This is a genomic window from Micromonospora rosaria (assembly GCF_001567585.1).
GTDB lineage: Bacteria > Actinomycetota > Actinomycetes > Mycobacteriales > Micromonosporaceae > Micromonospora > Micromonospora rosaria.
Genome location: NZ_LRQV01000007.1, coordinates 13,403 through 35,559, shown reverse-complemented (window position 1 = coordinate 35,559; position 22,157 = coordinate 13,403). Strand labels below are relative to the sequence as shown.

The 22,157-nt window shown below is 72.7% G+C and carries 16 protein-coding genes and 1 pseudogene; 5 read left to right on the top strand and 12 right to left on the bottom strand.

All coding sequences use genetic code 11. The features are described 5' to 3' along the window. Nucleotide 1: 1 nt before the first annotated feature. Nucleotides 2–2,440 carry a DNA helicase PcrA gene (pcrA, locus tag AWW66_RS03855; protein WP_067359953.1) on the bottom strand — a complete coding sequence of 813 codons (2,439 nt, stop codon included), beginning with the start codon at nucleotides 2,438–2,440 and terminating at the stop codon, nucleotides 2–4. A gap of 350 nt (nucleotides 2,441–2,790) precedes the next feature. Between pcrA and AWW66_RS03850 the strand changes: the two genes are divergently transcribed. Then, on the top strand, nucleotides 2,791–3,156 hold the full coding sequence (locus AWW66_RS03850; RefSeq protein ID WP_425413268.1) for a chorismate mutase: 366 nt from the start codon (nucleotides 2,791–2,793) through the stop codon (nucleotides 3,154–3,156). Nucleotides 3,157–3,317: 161 nt separating this feature from the next. Here the strand turns inward: AWW66_RS03850 and AWW66_RS03845 are convergent, their stop codons facing one another. From AWW66_RS03845 to AWW66_RS03810, 8 genes are all read right to left on the bottom strand, one after another. After that, entirely contained in the window at nucleotides 3,318–4,331 is a 1,014-nt protein-coding gene (locus tag AWW66_RS03845) for an ABC transporter ATP-binding protein (protein ID WP_067359949.1), read from the bottom strand. Further along, on the bottom strand, nucleotides 4,324–5,352 hold the full coding sequence (locus AWW66_RS03840; RefSeq protein WP_067359947.1) for an ABC transporter ATP-binding protein: 1,029 nt from the start codon (nucleotides 5,350–5,352) through the stop codon (nucleotides 4,324–4,326). Before AWW66_RS03840 ends, AWW66_RS03845 begins: the two co-directional genes overlap by 8 nt. Before the next feature lie 26 nt (nucleotides 5,353–5,378). Beyond that, complete coding sequence (locus tag AWW66_RS03835; protein ID WP_067359946.1) at nucleotides 5,379–6,362, bottom strand: ABC transporter permease; 984 nt, start codon at nucleotides 6,360–6,362, stop codon at nucleotides 5,379–5,381. Beyond that, on the bottom strand, nucleotides 6,355–7,281 hold the full coding sequence (locus tag AWW66_RS03830) for an ABC transporter permease (RefSeq protein WP_067359944.1): 927 nt from the start codon (nucleotides 7,279–7,281) through the stop codon (nucleotides 6,355–6,357). The genes AWW66_RS03835 and AWW66_RS03830 overlap by 8 nt, the downstream gene beginning before the upstream one ends. 143 nt (nucleotides 7,282–7,424) lie before the next feature. Then, nucleotides 7,425–9,062, bottom strand: a complete 1,638-nt coding sequence (locus AWW66_RS03825; protein ID WP_067359942.1) for a peptide ABC transporter substrate-binding protein — start codon at nucleotides 9,060–9,062, stop codon at nucleotides 7,425–7,427. Nucleotides 9,063–10,208: 1,146 nt separating this feature from the next. Next, nucleotides 10,209–11,411 carry a Cys-Gln thioester bond-forming surface protein gene (locus tag AWW66_RS03820; RefSeq protein WP_067359940.1) on the bottom strand — a complete coding sequence of 401 codons (1,203 nt, stop codon included), beginning with the start codon at nucleotides 11,409–11,411 and terminating at the stop codon, nucleotides 10,209–10,211. A gap of 188 nt (nucleotides 11,412–11,599) precedes the next feature. After that, a complete protein-coding gene (locus AWW66_RS03815) occupies nucleotides 11,600–12,286 on the bottom strand; it encodes a response regulator (RefSeq protein WP_067359938.1) in 687 nt (228 codons plus the stop codon). Between the two features lie 2 nt (nucleotides 12,287–12,288). Next, nucleotides 12,289–13,527, bottom strand: coding sequence for an ATP-binding protein (locus tag AWW66_RS03810; RefSeq protein WP_211271827.1), 1,239 nt, complete (start codon nucleotides 13,525–13,527; stop codon nucleotides 12,289–12,291). Between the two features lie 189 nt (nucleotides 13,528–13,716). Here AWW66_RS03810 and AWW66_RS32360 point away from each other — a divergent pair, with 189 nt between their 5' ends. From AWW66_RS32360 to AWW66_RS03795, 3 genes and pseudogenes are all read left to right on the top strand, one after another. Then, nucleotides 13,717–15,831, top strand: coding sequence for a PspC domain-containing protein (locus AWW66_RS32360; RefSeq protein ID WP_083978194.1), 2,115 nt, complete (start codon nucleotides 13,717–13,719; stop codon nucleotides 15,829–15,831). After that, a pseudogene (locus tag AWW66_RS36305) lies at nucleotides 15,828–16,079 on the top strand (hypothetical protein); the annotation flags it as partial. The gene AWW66_RS32360 and the pseudogene AWW66_RS36305, both read left to right, overlap by 4 nt. 390 nt (nucleotides 16,080–16,469) lie before the next feature. Continuing rightward, nucleotides 16,470–17,723, top strand: a complete 1,254-nt coding sequence (locus AWW66_RS03795; protein WP_067360050.1) for a phosphatidylserine decarboxylase — start codon at nucleotides 16,470–16,472, stop codon at nucleotides 17,721–17,723. Nucleotides 17,724–17,813: 90 nt separating this feature from the next. Here AWW66_RS03795 and AWW66_RS03790 read toward each other — a convergent pair whose 3' ends face one another. From AWW66_RS03790 to AWW66_RS03780, 3 genes are all read right to left on the bottom strand, one after another. Next, nucleotides 17,814–18,734, bottom strand: a complete 921-nt coding sequence (locus AWW66_RS03790) for a CDP-alcohol phosphatidyltransferase family protein (RefSeq protein ID WP_067359934.1) — start codon at nucleotides 18,732–18,734, stop codon at nucleotides 17,814–17,816. A 404-nt stretch (nucleotides 18,735–19,138) separates the two neighbouring features. Next, nucleotides 19,139–20,167 carry an NUDIX hydrolase gene (locus tag AWW66_RS03785; RefSeq protein WP_067359933.1) on the bottom strand — a complete coding sequence of 343 codons (1,029 nt, stop codon included), beginning with the start codon at nucleotides 20,165–20,167 and terminating at the stop codon, nucleotides 19,139–19,141. Between the two features lie 130 nt (nucleotides 20,168–20,297). Further along, nucleotides 20,298–21,245: an NUDIX hydrolase gene (locus tag AWW66_RS03780; RefSeq protein WP_067359931.1), complete on the bottom strand. Its 948-nt coding sequence runs from the start codon at nucleotides 21,243–21,245 to the stop codon at nucleotides 20,298–20,300. 194 nt (nucleotides 21,246–21,439) lie between these two features. Between AWW66_RS03780 and AWW66_RS36300 the strand changes: the two genes are divergently transcribed. Next, the gene (locus AWW66_RS36300) at nucleotides 21,440–22,156 is read left to right on the top strand and encodes a PspC domain-containing protein (RefSeq protein ID WP_396890335.1); all 717 of its coding nucleotides are present in this window, start codon (nucleotides 21,440–21,442) and stop codon (nucleotides 22,154–22,156) included. The last annotated feature ends 1 nt before the right edge of the window (nucleotide 22,157 follow it).

The window sequence follows — 22,157 nt, the reverse complement described above, 5'->3', positions numbered from 1 at the left end:
GTCAGATCTTCTCGACCGGCGCGTGCCGCAGCACCAGCCACATGGTCTGGTCGCCGAAGTCGATCTGGGCGCGGGCACCGGGGCCGTGCCCCTCGACGGCGAGCACCCGACCGAGCCCGTACCGCTGGTGGTTGACCCGGTCGCCGGCCGCCACCTTCGGCCCCTGGGGCAGCTCGCTGGCCGTGGTCAGCCGGCTGCCGTCGACCCCGAGCCGCTTCGCCAACTGGGCGGCCTTCGGGGTCCCCCCGGTGAAGCCGCCGCGCCCGCCGGGCACCCGGTCCGCGCGCCCGCCGACGCCGCCGCCCCCGCCACCCCACGAGGTGTACGTCCCCTCGGTGCGCTCCCAGCGGACCAGCGCCGGAGGCAGCTCCTCCAGGAACCGCGAGGGCGGGTTGTAGGCGGGCTGCCCCCAGGCCGAGCGGGTCACCGCCCGGGACAGGTAGAGCCGCTGCCGGGCCCGGGTGATGCCGACGTACGCGAGCCGGCGCTCCTCCTCCAGCTCACGGGTGTCGCCGAGCGCGCGCAGGTGCGGGAAGACGCCGTCCTCCAGGCCGGTCAGGAACACCACCGGGAACTCCAGCCCCTTGGCGGTGTGCAGCGTCATCAGGGTGACCACGCCCTGGTATGGCGCCGGGTCGTCGGCCTCGGCACCGTCGGCTGCCGAGTCAGGCTGCGCAGGGATCTGGTCGGCGTCGGCGACCAGGGCGACCTGCTCCAGGAACCCGGCCAGGGTGGCCCGCTCCCCCTCTGCGCCGGTCGCCTCGATCCGCTCGGTGTACTCCCGGGCCACGCTGACCAGTTCCTGGAGGTTGTCCACCCGGCCGGCGTCCTGCGGGTCCAGGCTCTCCTCCAGCTCGCTGAGGTAGCCCGACCGGGTCAGCACCGCCTCCAGCACCTCCTCCGGGGTGCCGGTCTCGGCCACCTCCCGCACACCGTCGAGGAGCGCGACGAAGTCACCGATGCCGTTCGCGGCCCGGGTGGAGATGCCGGGGGCGTCCGTGGCCCGGCGCAGCGCCGCGCCGAAAGAGATCCGGTCCCGGCTGGCCAGCGCCTCCACGCAGGCCTCGGCCCGCTCGCCGATGCCCCGGCGCGGGGTGTTCAGGATCCGGCGCAGGTTGACCGTGTCGTCGTCGTTGACCACCGCGCGGAGGTACGCCAGCGCGTCGCGGACCTCCTTGCGCTCGTAGAAGCGCACCCCGCCGACCACCCTGTACGGCAGGCCGACCCGGATGAACACCTCCTCGAAGACCCGGGACTGGGCGTTGGTGCGGTAGAAGACCGCCACGTCACCGGGCCGGGCCGCGTCCTCGTCGACCAGCCGGTCGATCTCCCGGCCGACCCAGTCCGCCTCGGCGTGCTCGGTGTCGGCGACGTACCCGACGATCTGCTCGCCGGGGCCGGCGTCGCTCCACAGCCGCTTCGGCTTGCGCGAGGTGTTCCGGTCGATCACCGCGTTGGCCGCGTTGAGGATGGTCTGGGTGGAGCGGTAGTTCTGCTCCAGCAGGATCGTGCGGGCGTCGGTGAAGTCCCGCTCGAACTCCAGGATGTTGCGGATCGTGGCGCCCCGGAACGCGTAGATCGACTGGTCGGCGTCACCGACCACGCACAGCTCCGCCGGCTCGATCCCCTCGGTGCCGGAGACCAGCTCCTTGATCAGCACGTACTGGGCGTGGTTGGTGTCCTGGTACTCGTCGACCAGGACGTGCCGGAACCGACGGCGGTAACTCTCCGCGACGTGCGGGTGCGACTGGAACAGGTGCACCGTGGTCATGATCAGGTCGTCGAAGTCCAGCGCGTGCGCCTCGCGCAGCCGCCGCTGGTAGAGCGTGTACGCCTCGGCGAGGGCCCGCTCGTTGGGCCCGCTGGCCCGGCCGGCGAACGTCTCCGGGTCGACCAGCTCGTTCTTGAGGTTGGAGACCTGGGCGGCCAGCCCCCGGGCCGGGTACCGCTTCGGGTCCAGGTCCAGCTCCCGGGCGACGAGCTGCATCAGCCGGCGGGAGTCGTCCGCGTCGTAGATCGAGAAGGTCGACTTCAACCCGGCGTGCTCGTGCTCGGCGCGCAGGATCCGCACGCAGGCGGAGTGGAAGGTGGAGACCCACATCAGCCGGGCGCGCGGCCCGACCAGGTGGGTCACCCGCTCCTTCATCTCCCCGGCGGCCTTGTTGGTGAAGGTGATCGCGATGATCTCGCCGGGGTGCACGTCCCGTGCGGCCAGCAGGTACGCGATCCGGTGGGTGAGCACCCGGGTCTTGCCCGAGCCGGCCCCGGCCACGATCAGCAGCGGCGAGCCGGCGTGCGTGACCGCGTCACGCTGCGGCCCGTTGAGGCCCTCGACCAGGTCCTGTGGATCGAGGCGGACGGCGGGGCCGGGCCGGCGCGGCGGAGCCGGCGCGGGGTCGGGCGTGGACGGGGACGCGGGGATGTCGAAGAGAGGATGCATCGCACGGCGAGTCTATGCCGACCCCCGGACAGTTCCGGGGCAAGGCGGGTCGGCGACCCGGCGCGTGCCGACCATCACCCCGGCGACCTGGCCTTTTCCCGTCCCGCCCGGTGACCTGCCCGGCATGCGGGCGGTATCGGCGGTCTGCTTGCGCCCCGGAGACGGCGGCGGCATACTCGACGGCGTGTTCGGTCAGCGCCTCTACTTTTACTACGGCACCGGGAGTCCGGCAGCCGTGGGTCACGCCTGATCGACCAGACCTACGAAAAGCCCCGGGCTCGCAGGAGCCCGGGGCTTTTCCGTTCCGGGATCCGGGCACCCGGGCCCGACGTCCGAGGGGTACGACGATGATGACAGACGTGGTGGAGCAGAGCGGCGGCGTCGCGCGGTCCGACGCGGGGGCCGGCGCCGGGGGCGCGGGACCGGCGCCGACCGACCCGGCCCGGCCGGGCACCGGCACCGACGAACCCGAGGCGGCGGCGCGGATCAGCGCGATCCGGGAGCGGATCGACGAGATCGACCGGACCCTGATCGCGCTGTGGCAGGAGCGGGCCGGCCTGTCGCAGCAGGTCGGCGCGACCCGGATGGCCTCCGGCGGCACCCGGCTGGTGCTCTCCCGGGAACGCGAGATCCTGGAGCGGTTCCGCCGGGAACTCGGCGCCGACGGCACCCAGCTCGCGCTGCTGCTGCTCCGCGCCGGCCGAGGCCCCCTCTGAGAGGTAAGGAAGGGCCCCCTGTTAACGCTTCCGGTAGTAGAAGGGCCCCTTCCTAACACCCCGGCCCCGGCGCTCCGGCCACCGCACCCACCGCCGACGCCGACGAGCCGCCGTCCGGTGTCACGGGTGACGCCGGGCGGCGGCTCGGGGGTCGGGCGGGATCAGGCCTCGTGGGTGGCGACGATCTCGCGCTTCTCGGCGAAGTGGCAGGCGCTCGGGTGGTCCGAGCCGTCCCGGATCTCCAGCGCCGGCACCTGCTCGGCGCAGACGTCCTGCGCCTTCCAGCAGCGGGTCCGGAACCGGCAGCCCGAGGGCGGGCTGATCGGTGACGGCACGTCCCCGGTCAGCCGGATGATCGCCTTGCTCGACCGCAGCGTCGGGTCCGGCACCGGCACCGCCGACAGCAGCGCCTGGGTGTACGGGTGGGTCGGCCGCTCGTAGATCTCGTCCTCGGTCCCGATCTCCACGATCTTGCCGAGGTACATCACCGCGACCCGGTCGGAGAGGTGCCGCACGACCGACAGGTCGTGGGCGATGAAGACGTACGAGAGGCCGAACTCGTTCTGGAGCTTCTCCAGCAGGTTCATCACCTGGGCCTGGATCGACACGTCCAGCGCCGACACCGGCTCGTCGCAGACGATGATCTCCGGACGCAGGGCGAGCGCGCGGGCGATGCCGATCCGCTGCCGCTGGCCGCCGGAGAACTGGTGCGGATACCGGTTGATGTGCTCCGGGTTGAGGCCGACCAGGTCGAGCAGCTCCTTGACCTTGCCCTGCCGGCTGCCCTTCGGCGCCACCTCCGGGTGGATCTCGAACGGCTCACCGATCAGGTCACCCACCGTCATCCGGGGGTTGAGCGAGGTGTACGGGTCCTGCATGACGAGCTGGATCTGCCGCCGCAGCCGGCGCAGCGCCGCCCCGGTGAGCCGGGAGATGTCCTGGCCCTTGTAGACGACGCTACCGGCGGTCGGCTTCTCCAGGTTCATCAGGACCCGGGCCAGCGTCGACTTGCCGCAGCCCGACTCGCCGACCAGCCCCAGCGTCTCCCCGGCCTTGAGCTCGAAGGAGACGCCGTCGACCGCCTTGACCTGGCCGATGGTCTTCTTGAAGACCACGCCCCGGGTGACCGGGTAGTGCTTGACCAGGTCCCGGATCTCCAGAATGTTCTCAGTCACGGCTCACCAGCTCCTCGGCGAAGTGGCAGGCGCTGGCCCGGCCGGGGGCCACCTGCAACAGCGGCGGGATCTTCTCCCGGCACACCGGTTGCGCCATCGGGCACCGCGGGTTGAACGGGCAACCCGGCGGAATGTTCATCAGGTTCGGCGGCAGGCCCTTGATCGTCCGGAGTTCCTGCCCCTTCTCGTCGAGCCGGGGGATCGATTCGAGCAGACCGATGGTGTACGGGTGCGCCGGCTTGGCGTACAGCTCGTACACGTCGGCTTCCTCGACGATCCGACCGGCGTACATGACCGCGATCCGGTCCGCGACGTCGGCGACCACGCCGAGGTCGTGGGTGATCAGGATCAGCCCCATCTGCCGTTCCCGCTGGAGTTCCGCGAGCAGGTCCATGATCTGGGCCTGCACGGTGACGTCCAGCGCGGTGGTCGGCTCGTCGGCGATCAGCACCTCCGGGTCCAGCGCCAGCGACATCGCGATCATGGCGCGCTGCCGCATGCCGCCGGAGAACTGGTGGGGGTACTGGCTGAACCGGCTCTTCGCGTTCGGGATCTTGACCTGGTCGAGCATCTCGATCGCGCGCTTCTTGGCCTCGGCGCGGCCCATCCCCCGCCGGACGCGGAACTGCTCCGCGATCTGGAACCCGACGGTGAAGACCGGGTTCAGCGCGGAGAGCGCGTCCTGGAAGATCATCGCGATGCCCTCGCCACGGATCCGCCGGCGCTCCTCGTCGGACATGGTGAGCATGTCCTTGCCGTGGAAGCGGACCTGGCCGCCGGTGACGAACCCGGGCGGCGTGTCCAGGATGCCCATGACGGTCTGCGCGGTGACGCTCTTGCCGGAGCCGGACTCGCCGAGCACGGCGAGGGTCTCCCCCGCGTCGACGTGGTACGTCACCCCGTTGATGACCTTGGCGACGCCGTCCCGGGTACGGAACTCCACCCGGAGGTCCTCGACCTCCAGGAGACGCCCCGACGGGCGGCCGGATCCATCGGCACCCGGCGTGGACTGCTCGGACACGAGAATGTCGGACAACTGGATCTCCCCTAGCGGAGTTTCGGATCGAGGGCCTCGCGGACCGTCTCACCGAGCATCACGAAGCTCAGCACGGCGGTGACGAGGAACCCGGCGGGGAAGAAGAGCAGGAACGGCGAGACGCGGATGTAGTTCTGCGCCTCACTGATCATGATCCCCCAGGAGACCACCGGGCTCTTCAGGCCGACACCGAGGAAGGACAGCGTGGCCTCGGCGCCGATGAACGAGCCCACCATGATCGTCCCGTACACCAGCAGCGGAGCGAGACAGTTCGGCAGCAGGTGCTTGATGATGATCCGGCTGGTGCTGGCGCCCATGGCGCGGGCCGCGACGATGTAGTCGGCCTCCTTGGTGGCCAGCACCGAGGAGCGCATCAGCCGCATGGAGACCGGCCAGCTCAGCACCATCAGCGAGATGATCACCAGCCCCATGATCTCCCACTCGCTGTTGCTCGTCCCGGACCCGTTGAACGTGGTCAGGATGACGATCGCACCGAGGACGAACGGCAGGCCGAAGAAGACGTCGGCGATCCGGGACAGCAGGGCGTCCACCCAACCACCACGGTACCCGGCGATGATGCCGACCGTGCCGCCGAAGATCAGGGTGCCGAGCACGGCGACCACCGCGACCAGGATCGAGGCGCGGGCGCCGTAGATCACCCGGGCGAACACGTCCCGGCCCTGCACGTCGTAGCCGAACCAGGCGTCGCCCGAGGGCTCCACCCGGCTGTTGGCCAGCGCGCCGTTGACCGCGTCCTTCGAGGTGAACAGCCACGGGAAGGCCGCCATCAGCACGAAGACCAGGATCAGCGTCGCGGAGATCCAGAACAGCGGCTTGCGCCGCAGGTCGCGCCAGGCGTCACCGAGCAGGCCCCGGGGCTTGTCCCGGCGAGCGTTCTCCGGCAGGCCCGCGTCGGCGGGCGCCGTGGAACCGGCCTGGGTCGGCTGGTGCGAGGGCGGCGTGGAGACGATCGATGCGGACGTCGGGTCACTCATAGCGGATCCTCGGGTCGAGGGCGGCGTAGAGCAGGTCCACCAGCAGGTTCATGACCAGGTAGACCAGCACCAGGACCACCACGATGGAGACAACCGTAGCGCTCTCCTTGGTGACGATCGCCCGGTAGACCTCCCGGCCGATCCCGTTGACCGCGAAGATGCCCTCGGTGACGATCGCACCGCCCATCAGCGCACCCAGGTCGGTGCCGAGCAGGGTGACCACCGGGATGAGCGAGTTGCGCAGCAGGTGCACCCCGACCACCCGGCGCATCGGCAGGCCCTTGGCGATCGCGGTACGGACGTAGTCGGCCCGCCGGTTCTCCGCGATGCTGGTGCGGGCCAGCCGGGCCACGTACGCCATCGAGGCGCTGCCCAGCACGAACCCTGGCACGAGTAGTTCCGTCAGCCGCATCTCGCTGGAGACGGTCGGCCGGACGATGCCCCACTGCACCCCGAGCAGCCACTGGAGCACGAAGCCGATGACGAAGACCGGCAGCGCGATCAGGAACAGGGTGGAGACCAGGACCAGGTTGTCCAGGAAGCCGTTGCGCCGCAGGCCGGTCAGCACACCGGCGGTGATGCCGATGAGCGCCTCGATCGCCAGGGCCACCAGGGCCAGCTTCAGGGTGTTCGGGTACGCCGCGACGATGATGTCGTTGACCGACCGGCCACTGAACGTCTCGCCGAAGTCACCCTGGAAAAGGTTCTGCATGTAGTGGGCGTACTGCACCAGTACCGGCTGGTCGAGCTGGTACTTCTCGGTCATGAAGGCGACGTACTGCTCCGGGCAGCGTCGTTCGCCGCACTTGCCGGCGAACGGGTCACCGGGCACGGACCAGACGAGCCAGTAGATCAGGAACGTCGTGCCGATGAAGACCGGGACGAGTTGCAGCAGCCGCCTCAACAGATAACGGCCCATGGGGTGGTCCTCCAAGAAAGGGGCGCGTCGGACGGCCGACACGGGTGGTGGCTACGCGCGCAGCGGGGTGGTGCTCCGCGCGGAACGGCCCCGGGCCGGGCTCACGGGTATGTGAGCCCGGCCCGGGGCTTAACCGTTGTGGATCAGAGCTCGACGGAGGTGATGTCGAGCTCGCCGACGGCGGTCACCTCGAGCTTCTTGATCTTCTCGGAGTGACCCGCCTGGTTGGCGTAGTAGTAGATCGGCAGGGCGGGGACGTCCGCGTCGATCAGCTTCACGGCCTCGGCGAACTTGGCGTGCGAGGCGGCCAGGTCAGCCTGGGCGCCCGCCTCCTTGGCCAGCGCGTCCACCTGCGGGTTGCTGTAGCCACCGTCGTTGGAGGAACCACCGGTCACGTACAGCGGGTTGATCCAGTTCTCCACGTCCGGGTAGTCCTGCTGCCACGCGGCGCGGTACGGGCCCTTCATCTGCTTGGCGTTGATCGCCTGGCGGAACACCGCGAAGGTCGGCATGCCCTCGGCCCGAGCCTCGACACCCAGGGTGGTCTTGACCTGCTGGGCGACGGCCTCCATCCACTCCTTGTGGCTGGAGTCGGCGTTGTAGTAGAAGACCATCTCACCCTCGAAGCCACCGGCCTCGGCGTAGAGCTTCTTGGCCTCCTCCGGGTTGTACGTGCAGACGGTGCAGTTGCCGTCGACCGTACCCGGGGCCAGCGGGTTCGCCCAGCTCGTCGCCGGCGGGCGGGTGCCGAAGAAGATCTTGTCGACGACTTCCTGGCGGTTGATGGAGAGCGAGACCGCCTTGCGCAGCCGCACGTCCTGGTACCGCTTGTCGTAGACCGGGAACGCGATGATGCCGGTGATCGGGGTGGTCGTGGTGATCGCCCGGTCGCCCAGGTCCTGCTTCCACTTGTCGCCCGCCAGCGCGGAGACCGGGACCTGCTCGACCCAGTCCAGGTTGCCCGAGACCAGGTCGCTGTAGGCGGCCGACTCGTCCTGGTACAGCTTGACGTCGACGTCCTTGATCTTCATCTTGTCGCGCAGCGTGTAGTCGTCGAAGCGCGTCAGCTTGATGAGGACGTTGTCCTCCCAGGAAACGAACTTGACCGGGCCGTTACCGATCGGCTTACGGCCGAAGTCCTCGGGCTTCTGGGTGAAGAACGCGTCCGGCAGCGGCACGTAGGCGCTGTAGCCGAGCTTGGTCGGCCAGACGGCGGTCGGCGCCTCGAGGGTGACCTCGAAGGTCCAGTCGTCGACGACCTTCAGGCCGGACATCTTGTCGGTGGTCGGCTCGGGGGCCTGCTGCGGGCCCTCGCCGTCCGGGTCCGCCTTGTTGACGTCGTCGAAGCCCTGGATGTCGGCGAAGAAGCTGGCGCCCTGGACACCGTTCGGCGAGTACGCGGCCCAGTTCCAGGCGTCGACGAAGTTCTTCGCCTTGACGACGGTGCCGTCGTGGAACTTGGTGTCCTGCTTGATCTTGATCGTGAAGACCTTGGAGTCGGTGGTCTCGATCGACTCCGCGACGGCGTTGCGCGGGGCGCTGCCGTCGTTGGGGTACTCCACCAGGCCGGTCCACATCCAGTCGATGACCTTGCCGCCACCGGTCTCGGTGGTGTTCGCCGGAACCAGCGGGTTCTCCGGCTGGACGCCGTGGATGGTGATCGCGCCGTCGGCGCTGTTGCCGCCTTCGTTGCTCTCGCTGTCGCTCGAGCAGCCGGACGCGACGAGCGCGAACGCCGCGCCCACCGCGATGGCGCCGCTCGCCCGCTTCGAGACTCTCATTCCGAGGGGCCTCCTCTTTCTGACCTGGTTCCGCGTGGGTTTCACGCACGTCTTGGGGGGTATACCGTCCGGCGACCCTTTACCACACCGGTCGCCGGTTTCACCGCTGGAAATCGGGACACCCCTGATGCACCGATCCGCCGGGCCACCGACCCCGGTCACACTCGACGCCGCACAGGACAGACGGCCACGAAGCGCTTCGATCAGCAGCGCTCGCGGCCGGCGGGTCGAGCAGGGCGCCTCACGCGAGGGGGGCGAGGTGCTGCAACTGTGACACCTACCGACGGGTTCCGTGAAGGCGCCGTTATCAAGACGTTAGTTGGCTGCCACGTTGCCGATACCTGAAAAAAGATCATGAAATACCCCAGATCCAGCCCTCTGAGCTGGGAAAACTCGGTCAGATCGGTCTCACGAGGGGTGTCGGCAAACCTCCACGGACTGTGACCGACCCCCCAACGGGGAACCGGCAGGGCAGCCCCGAAAGGACTCGAACTCTGACCGTCCGGATGATAGCCGATTGGCCTGACCGGACATGATCCTCCTGCCGGGCAGGGGACGACGAACGCGCCGATCGGTCGCGCCGACCCACCCGGACATCCCGGGACCACCGGCCGGCTCGACCCCGGCCGCGAGGGACCCTACCGCCGAGCCGCCCCTGTCCCGGATCACCCCAGGTCAGCACGGCGCCAAGGGCGCCGATCGGCGGCCGGCGGCCGGTGACCGGTCGGTCCGGATGCGGCGCGCCCCGCCGCGCCGGACCCACCCAACGGCCTCACACCGAGCCGCCGACCAGCGCACCGGGCGCACAAAGGGTCATTCACCGCATAGCTCACCAAAGCAGGATGAACCAGTCGTACCGCGAACTGCGGCCCCGGTCCGGGCCCGGAGCCGGCCCGAGGGACGCGACGCCCGGCCAAGGGGCGCGCCGCCGACCGGCGGCAGGGCGCGCGGCCGTCCGCAGACGGAGCGCCGCCGCCCCGAAGACGGAGCGCGCGGCCTGCCGAAACGGAGCGCACCGCGGTCCGGAGACGGAAACGGTCCGGCCCCGGTACCGCGTTTCTGCGGTACCGGGGCCGGACCCTCGGATTCTTCCGGTGCTCAGTCGGCGGCCGTCCCGGAGGGGGATGGCCGCCGGCCGGGCTGCCGTCAGGCGGTGAAGCGGACCTTCCGGCGGCGGATCACCAGCATGGTGACCGCGCCCACGGCGAGCAGCAGCACGCCGACGGTCGCCGCCAGCGCGATCGGCGAGCCGGTCAGCGGCAGGTCACCGCCACCGCTGACCGGGGAGGTCGACGGCGCCGGGCTCTCCCCGGGGGTGGAGGCGGACGGCTGCGGGGTCTCGCTCGGGACCGGCGACTCCGACGGGACCGGGGACTCCGACGGCTCCGGCGACTCGGTCGGAGCCGGGGTGGTCGGGCTCGGCACCGTCACGGGGGTGAAGGTGGCGCCCGCCTCGGTGGTGACCTTCGAGCCGGTGCTGCCGCCCAGGATCAGCTTCTGGTACCGGTCCTTGTTGCCGGCGAAGAGGAACACCCGACCGAAGGAGACCGAGTCCTCGGCGGTGGCGGTGACGCTGACCTCACCGGCACCGTCGCGGGTCAGCCAGAACTGCCCCTCGTTGGTGGTCTTGGTGACCGGGTTGCCGTCGGCGTCGACGGCGCTGCCGCCCTCGACCGTCAGCTCGATGTCGCCCGCCGGGCCCTTCACCGTGAACGGGCCGGCCTTCTCGCCGGCGGCCGCCTCGGCGGTCTTCGGGTCGATGCTCAGCTCGGCCTTCGGCTCGGGCTCGTCGGTGGCGTTGGCGATCAGGTAGTCGTAGATCTTCTTGATCGCGGTGTACTCGACCGGCTTGGTCAGGTTCGGCCGGTTGGCCCGGGGGGCCAGCTCCACGCCGTCGCTGAAGTGCCAGATCGCGGTCTGGGTGCCGAAGTACAGCACGGTGTCCTTGCGGGCGCCGCGCTCGGGCAGCTCGACGCCGGCCGCCGCGAGCAGCGCGTCGGCGTCGGCGTTCGGGTACCCGTGGGTCAGCACCCACTGCACCTTGCCCAGGTTCTTCACCTGGGACTCGTCCCAGGTGCCCTCCTGGTAGTCCTTGTTGATCGCGACCGGGGTGTGGAAGTCGATGCAGAAGACCGGAACGGTCTTCTCGCCGATCGTCAGTTCCAGGGCACTGGTGGTCTGCGGCTTCTTGTTGAGCTGAAGGGTGACCTCGGTGCCCTTCACCGTCTTGGCCTGCCCGGTGACCGGCTCCTCGGCGGCGGCGGGGCCGGCCACGCCGAGCGCGAGCGCGCTGCCGACGACGGCCGCCGCGGCGATCCGGGCCCAGCGCCGTCCTCGTTGTCCGAACATCAGATTTGTGTACCTCTCCCCCAGGGGTGACCCGCTCCAGCGGGCTGGTGACGCCACAGTTCTCGCGGGGAAGCACGGCAACCCGCACACGAGAACGCGCCGAGGCATTATCAGCCGGGGAGTGGACGGTTGTCAGCCCCGGAAAAGGAGGTAACTCACCTTTGTCCGGTTGATGGTGAGAAAATTGATCAAACCAATCGCCGATCGGCGGCCCACCGTGACAGTTCGTAGCGGTTCGACATCTGAAGTTTGCGCAGCACGTTCGACACATGCGTCTCGACCGTCTTGATCGAGATGAACAGTTCCTTGGCGATTTCCTTGTACGCGTACCCCCGGGCGAGCAACCGCAGCACCTCGCGCTCGCGGTTGGTCAACTGGTCCAGCTCGGGGTCCGCGACCGGCGCGTCCGGCCGCGCGGCGAACGCGTCCAGCACGAAACCGGCCAGCCGGGGGCTGAACACCGCGTCGCCGTCGGCCACCCGGCGGATCGCCGCGGCCAGTTCGTCCGGCGAGATGGTCTTCGTGACGTAGCCCCGGGCACCGGCGCGGATCAGCCCGATCACGTCCTCCGCCGCGTCCGACACGCTCAGCGCGAGGAACCGCACCTGCGGATGGGTACGCCGCATCGCCTCCAGCACCGCCCGGCCACCGCCGTCGGGCATGTGCACGTCGAGCAGCACCACGTCCGGGAGCGTCCCGGCGATCCGGGTGACCGCCTCGGCCACCGTGCTCGCCTCGCCGACCACCTCGACGTGGGCGCCCAGCTCGGCCCGGACCCCGGCCCGGAACATCGCGTGGTCGTCGACCAGGAAAACCCGCAGCCGCTCGGCCCGGGTGCCCGCCTGCTCCGCCGGTTCCATCGACTGGTCGCCCATGCTCATCTCTCCCTCTCCGCCGTGGCCGAGTCCCGCGAGATCGGCATGATCAACCGGACCTCCGTGCCCTCCCCCGGCGCGGTGCGGATCTCCGCCCGGCCGCCGTGCCGTTTCATCCGCCCGAGGATCGAGCCCCGGACGCCGTGCCGGTGATTCTCCACCGTATCCAGGTCGAAGCCCGCTCCCCGGTCCCGGACGAAGGCGCTGACCTGTTCCGGCTCCACCTCCGCGTAGAGCGAGACGGTCCGTACCCCGGAGTGGCGGGCGGCGTTCACCAGCGCCTCGCGGGCCGCCGCCACCAGCGCGGCGACCCGCTCGTCGGTCTCCCGGTCCCCCACCACCACCGTCTCCACGGTGATCGCGAAGGTGTCCTCGACCTCGGCGGCGGCCTGCTCCAGCGCGGCGGCGAACCGTTCGTTGGGGGACGCGGTGGGCTTGTAGAGCCAGTTGCGCAGCGACCGCTCCTGACCCCGGGCCAGCCGCTGCACCATCGTGGTGTCGGCCGCGTTGCGCTGGATCAGCGCGAGGGTGTGCAGCACCTGGTCGTGCACCATGGCGGCCAGCTCGGCCCGCTCCTGCTCCCGGATCCGGCCCTCCCGCTCCGAGCGGAGCTGGTTGAACGTCCGCCACAGCACGGGCGCGGCGACGACGCCGACCCCGGCCAGGCCGACCAGCGCGAAGATCACGCCGTTGAGCACGGCGTCGAAGTTCTGCGCGGGCGAGTAGACCGCCGCCACGCCGATGATGCCGACCGCGACCAGCACCCCGCCGCCGATGAACCGGAGGACGAACGCCCGCCGGTCACTCTCCTCCACCACCGCGCCGAGCCAGGGCACCGGCATCGACTCGCCCCACTGCCACCGCCGCTCCGGCGCCGACTGGTGCCAGATGACCCCGGCGCCGACCGCGATGATCGCCACCAGCCAGCCGGCGGTACCCGCCGCGCCGACGGAGTTGAAGACCATCATCTGGACGAGCAGCACGACAAGGCCGATCGCGACGAACGGCAGGAGCTGGGCCAGGTCCCGCCGGGGTGGCACCGAGGTGTCCCCCGGCCGCAGCGGCACCACCGCCCAGAACGCGGCGTACAGCAGCAGGCCGAGCCCGCTCAGCCCGAGCAGGACCATGAAGGCGATCCGGACCCGTACCACCGAGATGCCCAGGTGGTCGGCGATCCCGGCGGCCACCCCGGCGGCCATCCGGTTCTCCGGGTCCCGGTAGAGACGCGGCGGCTGGGTCACGGTACTGATCGGAAACTCCCTGTTCACGGGGTACGGCACCGGGCCGCTGACGGCTCGTGCTCCGATCGTCACACGGGCGGCCGGGCGGTGGCCACGGGGACCTCCCGGACATTCGCCGGCCGGGATCTCAGGGTGGGGTCAGGGTCGGGTCCGGAGGACGCCCGGCGCGGGGTGACGCAGGATCGGGGTATGACGGAGCACCCTGCGACGTCGCCCTCTCCCGGTCCCGTACCGGGCGGGTCCGCGACGCCACCACCCGGGGCCGCCGGACCCACCGGGTACGGCCCGCCGCCGGGTGCCACCACCGGCTCGCCCCACACCGCCACCGGCGGCTCGCCCTTCGGGGCCACCGACAGTCCACCCCACGGGGCCACCACCGGCTCGCCGTTCGGGGCGACCGACGGCCCGCCGTTCGGGCAGCCCGGACCGGTCCCCGGCGGGCCGCCGCCACCCGGCGGGGCCGGGTTCACCTCCCGGTACGGCCTGGTCCGGCCGCACGACGGGCGGTACCTCGCCGGGGTCTGCGCGGCGATCGGCCGGGCCACCAACACCGACCCGGTGCTCTGGCGGGTCCTGCTGGCCGTCCTCGGCTTCTTCGGCGGGATCGGCATCCTGATCTACGTCAGCGCCTGGCTGATCATCCCCGGCGAGGGGGACACCGCCTCCCCGGTCGAGTCGATGCTGGGCCGGGGCCGCTCCAGCATGTCCCCGGTGACCGTGATCGTGCTGAGCATCCTGGTCGCGATCAGCTTCGGGTACATCGTCACCGACGCGTTCCGTGCCGTACTGCTCGGCGCGGCCATCCTGGCCGGCGGGGCATTGCTGCTCAACCGCGAGTACGGAAGCGGCGCGGGGCGCGGGGCCCCCGCCCCGGGCGGCGGGCCGCCGGGGGCGGCCGGTGTCCCCGTGCCGGGTCCGGTGCCGTCGGCGGGGCCGTCGAGCGCCGCCCCGTACGCGCCGCCGGCGGCCCCGACCGTCGCCGCCGCGTACCACCCGGGCCCGGCCGGCCCGGCTCCGCTCGGTGGCGCACCGGCGGCGGACGCGCCGGGCTGGCCTGCCGGGAGTGTCGCCCCCCGGCCCTGGCCACCGGCCGACCCCTGGTCGCCGACCGGCTCCTGGCCTTCGACCGTTTCCGGACCGTCGACCGGCCCCTGGCCGTCGACCGGGGCTGAGCCCTCGACCGGAGCCGGGTCCTCGACCGGGGCTGAGCCCTCGACCGGAGTCGGGTCCTCGACCGGGTCCTGGCCCTGGACCGGGTCCGGGCCGTCGTCGGGGGCGCCGGTGTCGGGGGCGCATCCGGCCGGGGCCGGCGGGGCCGCGCCGGGTGGGACTCCTTCGGGTGACCTCACGCCGGGTGGGGCGACCCCCGGGGCATCGTCCGGAGCCGCCGGGGCGTCCCTCCCCAGCCCGCCGGCTCCGTCCGGACCAGGCGACACAGGCGACACGGGCGACACGGAGCCGACCGTCGGGTACGCCACCGGCACCCCGTCGGCCCGGTCCGGGCTCGCGTACGCCGCTGCTGCCGGCAGCACCGCCCGGCTCCCCGGACCCCCGGTCACCGCGCCGGTACCGCCGGTACCGCCGGGCGGGTATCGGGCACCGTTCGCGCCGCGCGGTCCGTACGCCGGGCCGCCGCTGCCCCCGGTCCCGCCCCGCCCGCCGCAGTGGGCACCCCGTCCACCGAAACGACCCCGGGAGCGCTCGCCGCTGGGCGCGGTGACGTTCTCCCTGGTCTTCGTGGCGCTGGGCGTGGTGGCCGTGCTGCACCTGCTCGGTGTGGTGGCCGTCGGCGCGTCGGCGTACTTCGCGGCGGCGCTGGCGACCATCGGCCTCGGGCTGCTGGTCGGCGCCTGGTTCGGCCGCGCCCGGTGGCTGATCGCGCTGGGCCTGGTCACCACGGCCGCGCTCGGGATGGTCACGGTGGTCGAGTCCTGGGAGCGGGTCCGCTCGTACGAGGGCAACGTCACCTGGGCGCCGACCGCCCACGAGGACCTCCTCGACCGGTACGAGCACTTCTTCGGCGACGCCGTGCTGGACCTGCGCGCCGTCGACTTCGACGGCCGGAACACCCAGGTCAGCGTCATGATCAACTTTGGGCAGGCGACCGTGTACCTGCCCCCGGACGTCGACGTCACGGTGGTGTCCGACATCAAGGCCGGCGACGCCGACGTCTTCGGGCACCGCACCGGCGGCGTCGACAGCGGCACCCGCCGGCAGACCGACCTGGGCGCGGACGGCCCCGGGGGCGGCACCCTGACCCTCAAGATCCACGTCAAGGCCGGCCACCTGGAGGTGACCCGGTGAGAGCCCACCGCACCGACCTGCTCTCGCTCGCCTTCGGGCTGATCTTCCTCGGCGTCGCCGGCTGGTGGCTGGGCGCCCAGCTCTTCGGGTTCGTGGCGCCCGCGGCGGGCTGGTTCGTCGCCGGCGCGCTGCTGCTGGTCGGTCTGCTGGGCCTGGTCGGGGCGTTCCGGTCCGGACACTCCCGCGCGACCACCACCGACCCGACCGGCCCCGTCCGGCCGACCGGCCCCACCACCGACACCGGCCCGGTCCCCACCGCGCCGACCGCGCCCGGCACCGCGACGCCGGCCGAGACCGGCACCGGTACGCCGGTCGAGCTGACCTCCCCGGCCTGGTGGGAGCCGTCGGCCGGGACGACCGCCGAGGTCGACCGGCCGAGGCGGGCCGACGAGTGGCCGGACGTGGTCACCGACGTGCCGGTCCGGGCGGTCGAGGACGGTACCGCCGAGTTGCCCGGGGTCACCCGCCCCGACGACGGCCCGGCCGGGCGGGAGCGTGCCGGTGGCTGACCACGGCGGTGCCGCCGTGGGCCGGCGCATATGCTGGCCGGCGGAGCCCTCACCTCCGCCCGCCGGTCCGCGGCATCGGGCCGGACCGCCGCGACCGCCGTTCGCCACCCCGTCAGGAGCCCGTCCGAGATGACCCAGTCCCCCGCCGTGCGTACCCCCGGCCGGTCCGGCCCGGTGCGCATCGGCGAGCGCGCCGCCCGTACCCTCGTCACCGAGCTGGCCCGCCGCAACGACCCGAAGCCCGCGCTGCTGGTCGGCGCGGCCCCGGGCGACGCGGTCCTCGCCGCCGCCTTCGACGCGCTGCTCCCCGGCGACGTGCTCACCGTCGTCCCCGCCGCCGACTGCACCGCCGCCGAGCTGCGCGAGCACGTCACCGCCCAGGGCCAGTGGATCGCCGACCGGGTACGCGTCGTGGACTCCCTCGCTACGGCCGACCCCGCCGAGGTGGTCGTCGTGGCGGAGCCGTTCACCGGCACCGCCGAGGAGACCCGGGCGACGATCGACGGCCTGGCCAAGCACCTGGCCGACGGCGCGGTGCTCGCCGTGGCCACCCCCGCCACGCCGGGTCGCACCGAGGGCGCGGCGGCCGAGCTGGAGCGACAGGGCGCGCTGTTCGGCGTCGGCACCGACCTGGTGCTGCGCAACAAGCCGCCGGTACGGGTGTACCGGCTGCGCCTCACCCCGGCCCCGGTGAGCCTGGCCGCCCGGCTCGCCCCGGCGTACCGGCCGTCGAGCGTGCCGCTGACCCGGGGCATGCACATCGACTCCAACGGCGTGGCCGCCGCCGGGATCGCCCTCGGGCTGGCCGGGCTGGCCCGGGTGGTCCGGCCGAAGTCCCGGCTGTGGCTGCTGCCGGCGCTCGCCGCCGCACCGGTGGCCGCGTTCTTCCGCGACCCCGAGCGGGACGTGCCCGAGGACCCGTCCGCCGTGGTCGCCGCCGCCGACGGGGAGGTCCTCTCCGTGCAGCGGCTGCACGACGAGCGCTTCGGCGACGGCGAGTGGCTGCGCGTCGCGGTCTTCCTGTCGGTGCTGGACGTGCACGTCAACCGCGCGCCGGTGGCCGGCAAGGTGGTCGACTACTTCGTCGCCGACGGCGGGTTCGCCAACGCCATGAAGCCGGAGGCCGAGCACAACGTCGCCGCGTACACGGTGCTGGACACCGACCACGGCACGGTGGTGGTGGCACAGCGGACCGGCCTGATCGCGCGACGGATCGTGCAGCGGGCGCCGATCGGCGCGCTGCTGGCCCGGGGCGAGCGGTTCGGCCTGATCCGGTTCGGCTCGCGGACCGACGTCTACCTGCCGGCGGAGGCGGCCGAGCCGCTGGTCGGGCCCGGGGAGCGGGTGGTCGGCGGCAGCACCGTCATCGCGCGCTGGCGGTAGCGGCGACGCCCGCCGGTGGCGGGTCCGTACGACGACGAAGGGGGTGCCACCCGCACGGGTGGCACCCCCTTCCAGGCTTCGGCGGCCGGGTCAGGCGGCCCGGCGCTGGTGCAGCCAGAGCAGCGGCCCGCTGACCAGGTACCCCACCACGACCAGCGCGAAGGTGAGCCGGACGTCGATCAGCGCGCCGGTCACCGGCACCAGCCACACCCACGGCGGCAGCTTGACCAGCCGGGCGAGCTTGGCGTACGGGAAGCTGGAGACCATCGTGAAGGCCAGCAGCGCCACCCCGGCGACCTGCACCGTGGCGGGCAGTTGCAGGCCGAGGGCGACCCCGAGGGCGAGCACGGCGGCGGCCATCGTGGTGGGCACGCCGCAGAAGAAGCGGCCGTCCTTGGGCGAGACGTTGAACCGGGCCAGCCGGATCGCCGCGCAGGCGGCGACGAGCGCGGCGGCCACCGCGGCGGCCGGCGTCGGCGCCTCACCGGCGAGCGAGGCGTAGACCACGACCGGGGCGGCGAGGCCGAACGAGCACATGTCGGCCAGCGAGTCCATCTGCGCGCCGAACGGGCTGGCCACGCCGAGCCGGCGGGCGAGCAGTCCGTCGAGCCCGTCGAACGCCACGCAGGCGATCAGCAGCAGCGCGGCGATCCGCACCTCGCCGTGCATGGCGACGAAGATGGCGTTGATGCCGAGCACCAGGCTGGCCAGGGTGCAGGCGTTGACCAGCGCGAACTTCATCCGCCGCTGGACCGTGCGCTCACCGGGGAGCAGCGGCACGGCCCCGACCGGGGACTCCTCGGCCGGCAGACTGGGCGCGAGCGCCGGGCTGACCGGCGCGACGGCCGCCACCTCGGCGACGCCGGGCCGACCCAGGCGGTACCGGCGCAGCGGCCGGTCGGCGTGCCGGGGCTCGGGCACCACGTCGGTGGCGGGCGACAGGTCGGTGCCGTTCTGGCGACCCACCCGGACCAGCAGCACCTGGCGGGCGAACGTGCTGCTGCGGCGCAACCGGCCCGCCCAGCGACGCCCTGCGGGGCGCGGACTGTCAGTCGTACGACGCCGGCGCCATGGGGCTCTCGGCACGGTTCCTCCATCACCGGATCAGCTCACCGCCGCCTGGGGCGGGGGCCCGGCTCTCTCGTGCCGGGCCGCTTCTGGCCCGGCAGCCGTTTTCGCGGAGTACACAATTGCACAGGGGAACGGGGCTTGGCGATAGCTGCCGGCGGTCCTTATATCTCCCGTGAACCGCGCAAACCGCCCTCTTGTTCCCAGCTACGGCCCTTGCCGTCATCTGTGACGACTGCGCCTCTTCCCATATCAACCGCTCATTGGCGCGCTAACACCCACTTCGCGCACCAACTTCACCTACCGACTCTACCGGAGTCGGACCGGAGCGGCCTGTCGGGTGTGCGCTATGCCCGGTACCGTCCGGTCATGTCGGCCGCGACCTCGGTCAATGGCAGCTCGGCGACCCGGTCGGGCGCGAACCAGGCGGCCTGGGCGGTGGAGCCGCCCGCCGCCTCGGTCACCACCGCCTCCGTCGCCACGTCCACCAGCACCCGGTAGACCACCCGGACGTTGTGCCAGTCCATCGGTCGCCCCTCCGGGCCCAGCGCCGCCGGGTTGTGCAGGTTGTCCACGCCCAGCAGGTCCACCACCCGACCGAGTTGTCCGGTCTCCTCGACCAGTTCCCGCAGCAGGCCGGCGACCGGCTGTTCACCAGGGTCGGTCCCGCCGCCGGGCAGGTGCCACCGCCCGCCCCCGGGGTACCCCTCGGCGATCCGGGTGAGCAGCAGCCGCCCGGCCGGGTCGGTGACCAGCCCGTACGCCGCGAACCGCTGTCCCCGGTCGGCCGACGCCGGGCCACCCGCCGGCGTCGCGCCGCCACCCGGCACCCCGGCCACGCCGGGGGTCACCCCGGCCCCGGTGGGCAACGTCTCAGCCGCACGCGGTGACGCTCCGGTCGCGGCCGGTGCCGGCCCGGCGTCGGGCGGGCCGCCCGCCGGGGGTGCCGGCACCGTGGCGGGCGGCGGCGTGACCGGCAGCCCGAGCGCCTCGGCGGTGAAGGGCGTCAGCGGCAGTCGGGCCGCCTCGGCCAGGCTCAGCCAGGCCACCTCGTCGGTGCCGCCGTCCGCCTCGGCCCGGAGCGCACCGGAACGGACCGCGACGTCGAAGACCAGCCGGTCGGTGTGCAGGGTGTCACCGGCCAGGTGCGACACGTCCGCGACGGCGGCCCGCAGGCCGGTCGGCTCGACGGCGAGCCCGGTCTCGGCGGCGAACCTGCGCGCCATCGCGTGCGCCGGGTGCTCGGCGTGCCGCAGCCCGCCGCCGGGAAGCTGCCAGGCACCGGGGAGGGCCGACCGCGCCGACCCACGCACCAGGAGCACCCGGTCACCGTCCCGACACAGTCCGTACGCCCCGATTCGCCGCCGCGTAACCACGATGTGACCCTCCCCGCCCGTCCCGCCTCGTCGATCATGAGGCTAACCAGAGTCGGGCTGGTACGCCGGCCGGTCGGCCCCCTGCCCGACGAGCGGGGAGGGTGGGGACGGGCGGGGAGGGAGGCCAGGGTCAGGCGAGGTGGGCCGCCTGCACCGCCTCGGCGGTGACCTCGGTGAGCCGGTCGGTCGGCAGGGCGCCCAACTCCTCGCGGGCGAACCAGCGTGCCTCACAGGTGGAGCCGCCGACGTCGGCGACGGTGGGCGGGGCCGGCTGGTCGACCATCACCCGGTAGAAGGCCCGGACACCGTGCCAGTCGATCGGGTACCCCTCCGGGCCGAGCGAGGCGGCGTCCCGGTGGCTGGCCACGCCGAGCAGTTCGACCAGGCGCCCGGTCTGTCCGGTCTCCTCGACCAGTTCCCGGATCAGGGCGGCACCCGGCTGCTCGCCGTAGTCGGTACCGCCGCCGGGCAGATGCCAGCAGCCCGCGCCGGGGTAGCCGTCGGAGACCCGGGTGAGCAGCACCCGGCCCTCCGGATCGGTGGCCACCGCGTACGCGGCGAAGCGCTGCGCCCGGTGCAGCCCGTCCGGGCCGGGAACGGCGTAGAAGGAGGGGAACTCGGGGGCCTCGTCGGGCACCACGTCGGCCGAGGAGGTGGGCAGCCCGAGGGCCCGGGCGGTGAACGAGCGCAGCGGCAGGGCACGCGCCTCGTCGAGGGTGTACCAGCGGGCCAGGTCGGTCGGCCGGTCCACCCGGTCGGTGAGCGTGCCGCCGCGTACCGAGACCCGGTAGATGAGCCGGTCGGTGTGGATGGTGATCCCGCGCTCGGCCAGGGCCCGCATGTCGGCCAGCACGTCGGCCAGTCCGGAGACGGCCACCGAGAGGCCGGTCTCCGCCGCCGTCTCGCGGACGACGGTGTGGTTGGGGTCCTCGCCGTGGTCGACGGCGCCGCCGGGCAACGACCACGTGCCGGGGGTGCCGGAGCGCTCCGATGCGCGGACCAGCAACACCCGGCCGACTGAATCAGCACAAACTGCGTATGCCGCGATCCTGCGAAGCGGCTCCAGCATGGTGGTCACGGGGGGAAATTCTCCCCGGATGGCGTTACTGCGGCGGAAAAGAGTCGGATTCCTGACTCAAGGCTCGGCAGGCGAGATCATTCAGGGTAAGCGCCGAGGTGTCCGGGTCGGGGCGAGGCGTCCGGGTCGGGTCAGGGTCGGAATCCGGGCGGTCACCGAGGCCGGACCGGCCCCGGTCCGCGCACCGTGGAGACATGACGTCCCCGTACCCCTCTCAGGCCCCGTACAAGCAACTCCGCCGCCCGACCACCGACCGGATGGTCGCCGGGGTGGCCAGCGGCCTCGGCCGCTACTTCGCCGTGGACCCGACGCTGGTCCGGGTGGTCTTCGCCGTGGCGACGATCCTCACCGGCGGTCTCGCCGCCCTCGCGTACCCGGTGCTCTGGTTCCTCATGCCCGAGGAACCGGCCGGCGCCCCGGCCTGGCCGCATCCACCGCACCCGGGACAGCACCCCTCGGGGTACCCCCCGGCCTCGCCCCACCCGGCCTGGCCGACGAACCTGTCCACCGGGCCCACCCCGCCGGCCGGCCCGACCACGCCGAGCCAGCCCGGCGGAGCGGTCCCACCGGCCGAGCCGACCGCACCGATCCCGCACGCCGGGCCGACCGCACCCATCTCGCAGCCCACGCCGGCCCCGCAGCCCGAGCCGGCAGCGCCGGCCCCGCAGCCCGAGCCGATCCCGCACGCTGGGGCGACCGCACCCGCTGGGCCGGCCGGGCCGGATTCGCCGGTCGAGCCGACCGGGCCGGATCCGCAGGTCGAGCCGACCGCACCCGTTCCGCAGGTCGAGCCGACCGTTTTCGTTCCGCAGGTCGAGCCGACCGGACCCGCTGCGCAGGTCGGGCCGGATTCGGCGGGGCCGGGCGCGCCCGGCGGGGAGCGGGGGGCGGCGGGGCCGGTCGCCGGCTGAG

What these genes read in the sequence shown, in the direction of transcription:
- AWW66_RS03825 (WP_067359942.1), bottom strand. Translation starts at nt 9,062, where the DNA reads ATGAGAGTCTCGAAGCGGGCGAGCGGCGCCATCGCGGTGGGCGCGGCG.
- AWW66_RS32360 (WP_083978194.1), top strand. Translation starts at nt 13,717, where the DNA reads ATGACGGAGCACCCTGCGACGTCGCCCTCTCCCGGTCCCGTACCGGGC.
- pcrA (WP_067359953.1), bottom strand. Translation starts at nt 2,440, where the DNA reads ATGCATCCTCTCTTCGACATCCCCGCGTCCCCGTCCACGCCCGACCCC.
- AWW66_RS03830 (WP_067359944.1), bottom strand. Translation starts at nt 7,281, where the DNA reads ATGGGCCGTTATCTGTTGAGGCGGCTGCTGCAACTCGTCCCGGTCTTC.
- AWW66_RS03820 (WP_067359940.1), bottom strand. Translation starts at nt 11,411, where the DNA reads ATGTTCGGACAACGAGGACGGCGCTGGGCCCGGATCGCCGCGGCGGCC.
- AWW66_RS03815 (WP_067359938.1), bottom strand. Translation starts at nt 12,286, where the DNA reads ATGGGCGACCAGTCGATGGAACCGGCGGAGCAGGCGGGCACCCGGGCC.
- AWW66_RS36300 (WP_396890335.1), top strand. Translation starts at nt 21,440, where the DNA reads ATGACGTCCCCGTACCCCTCTCAGGCCCCGTACAAGCAACTCCGCCGC.
- AWW66_RS03835 (WP_067359946.1), bottom strand. Translation starts at nt 6,362, where the DNA reads ATGAGTGACCCGACGTCCGCATCGATCGTCTCCACGCCGCCCTCGCAC.
- AWW66_RS03850 (WP_425413268.1), top strand. Translation starts at nt 2,791, where the DNA reads ATGACAGACGTGGTGGAGCAGAGCGGCGGCGTCGCGCGGTCCGACGCG.
- AWW66_RS03795 (WP_067360050.1), top strand. Translation starts at nt 16,470, where the DNA reads ATGACCCAGTCCCCCGCCGTGCGTACCCCCGGCCGGTCCGGCCCGGTG.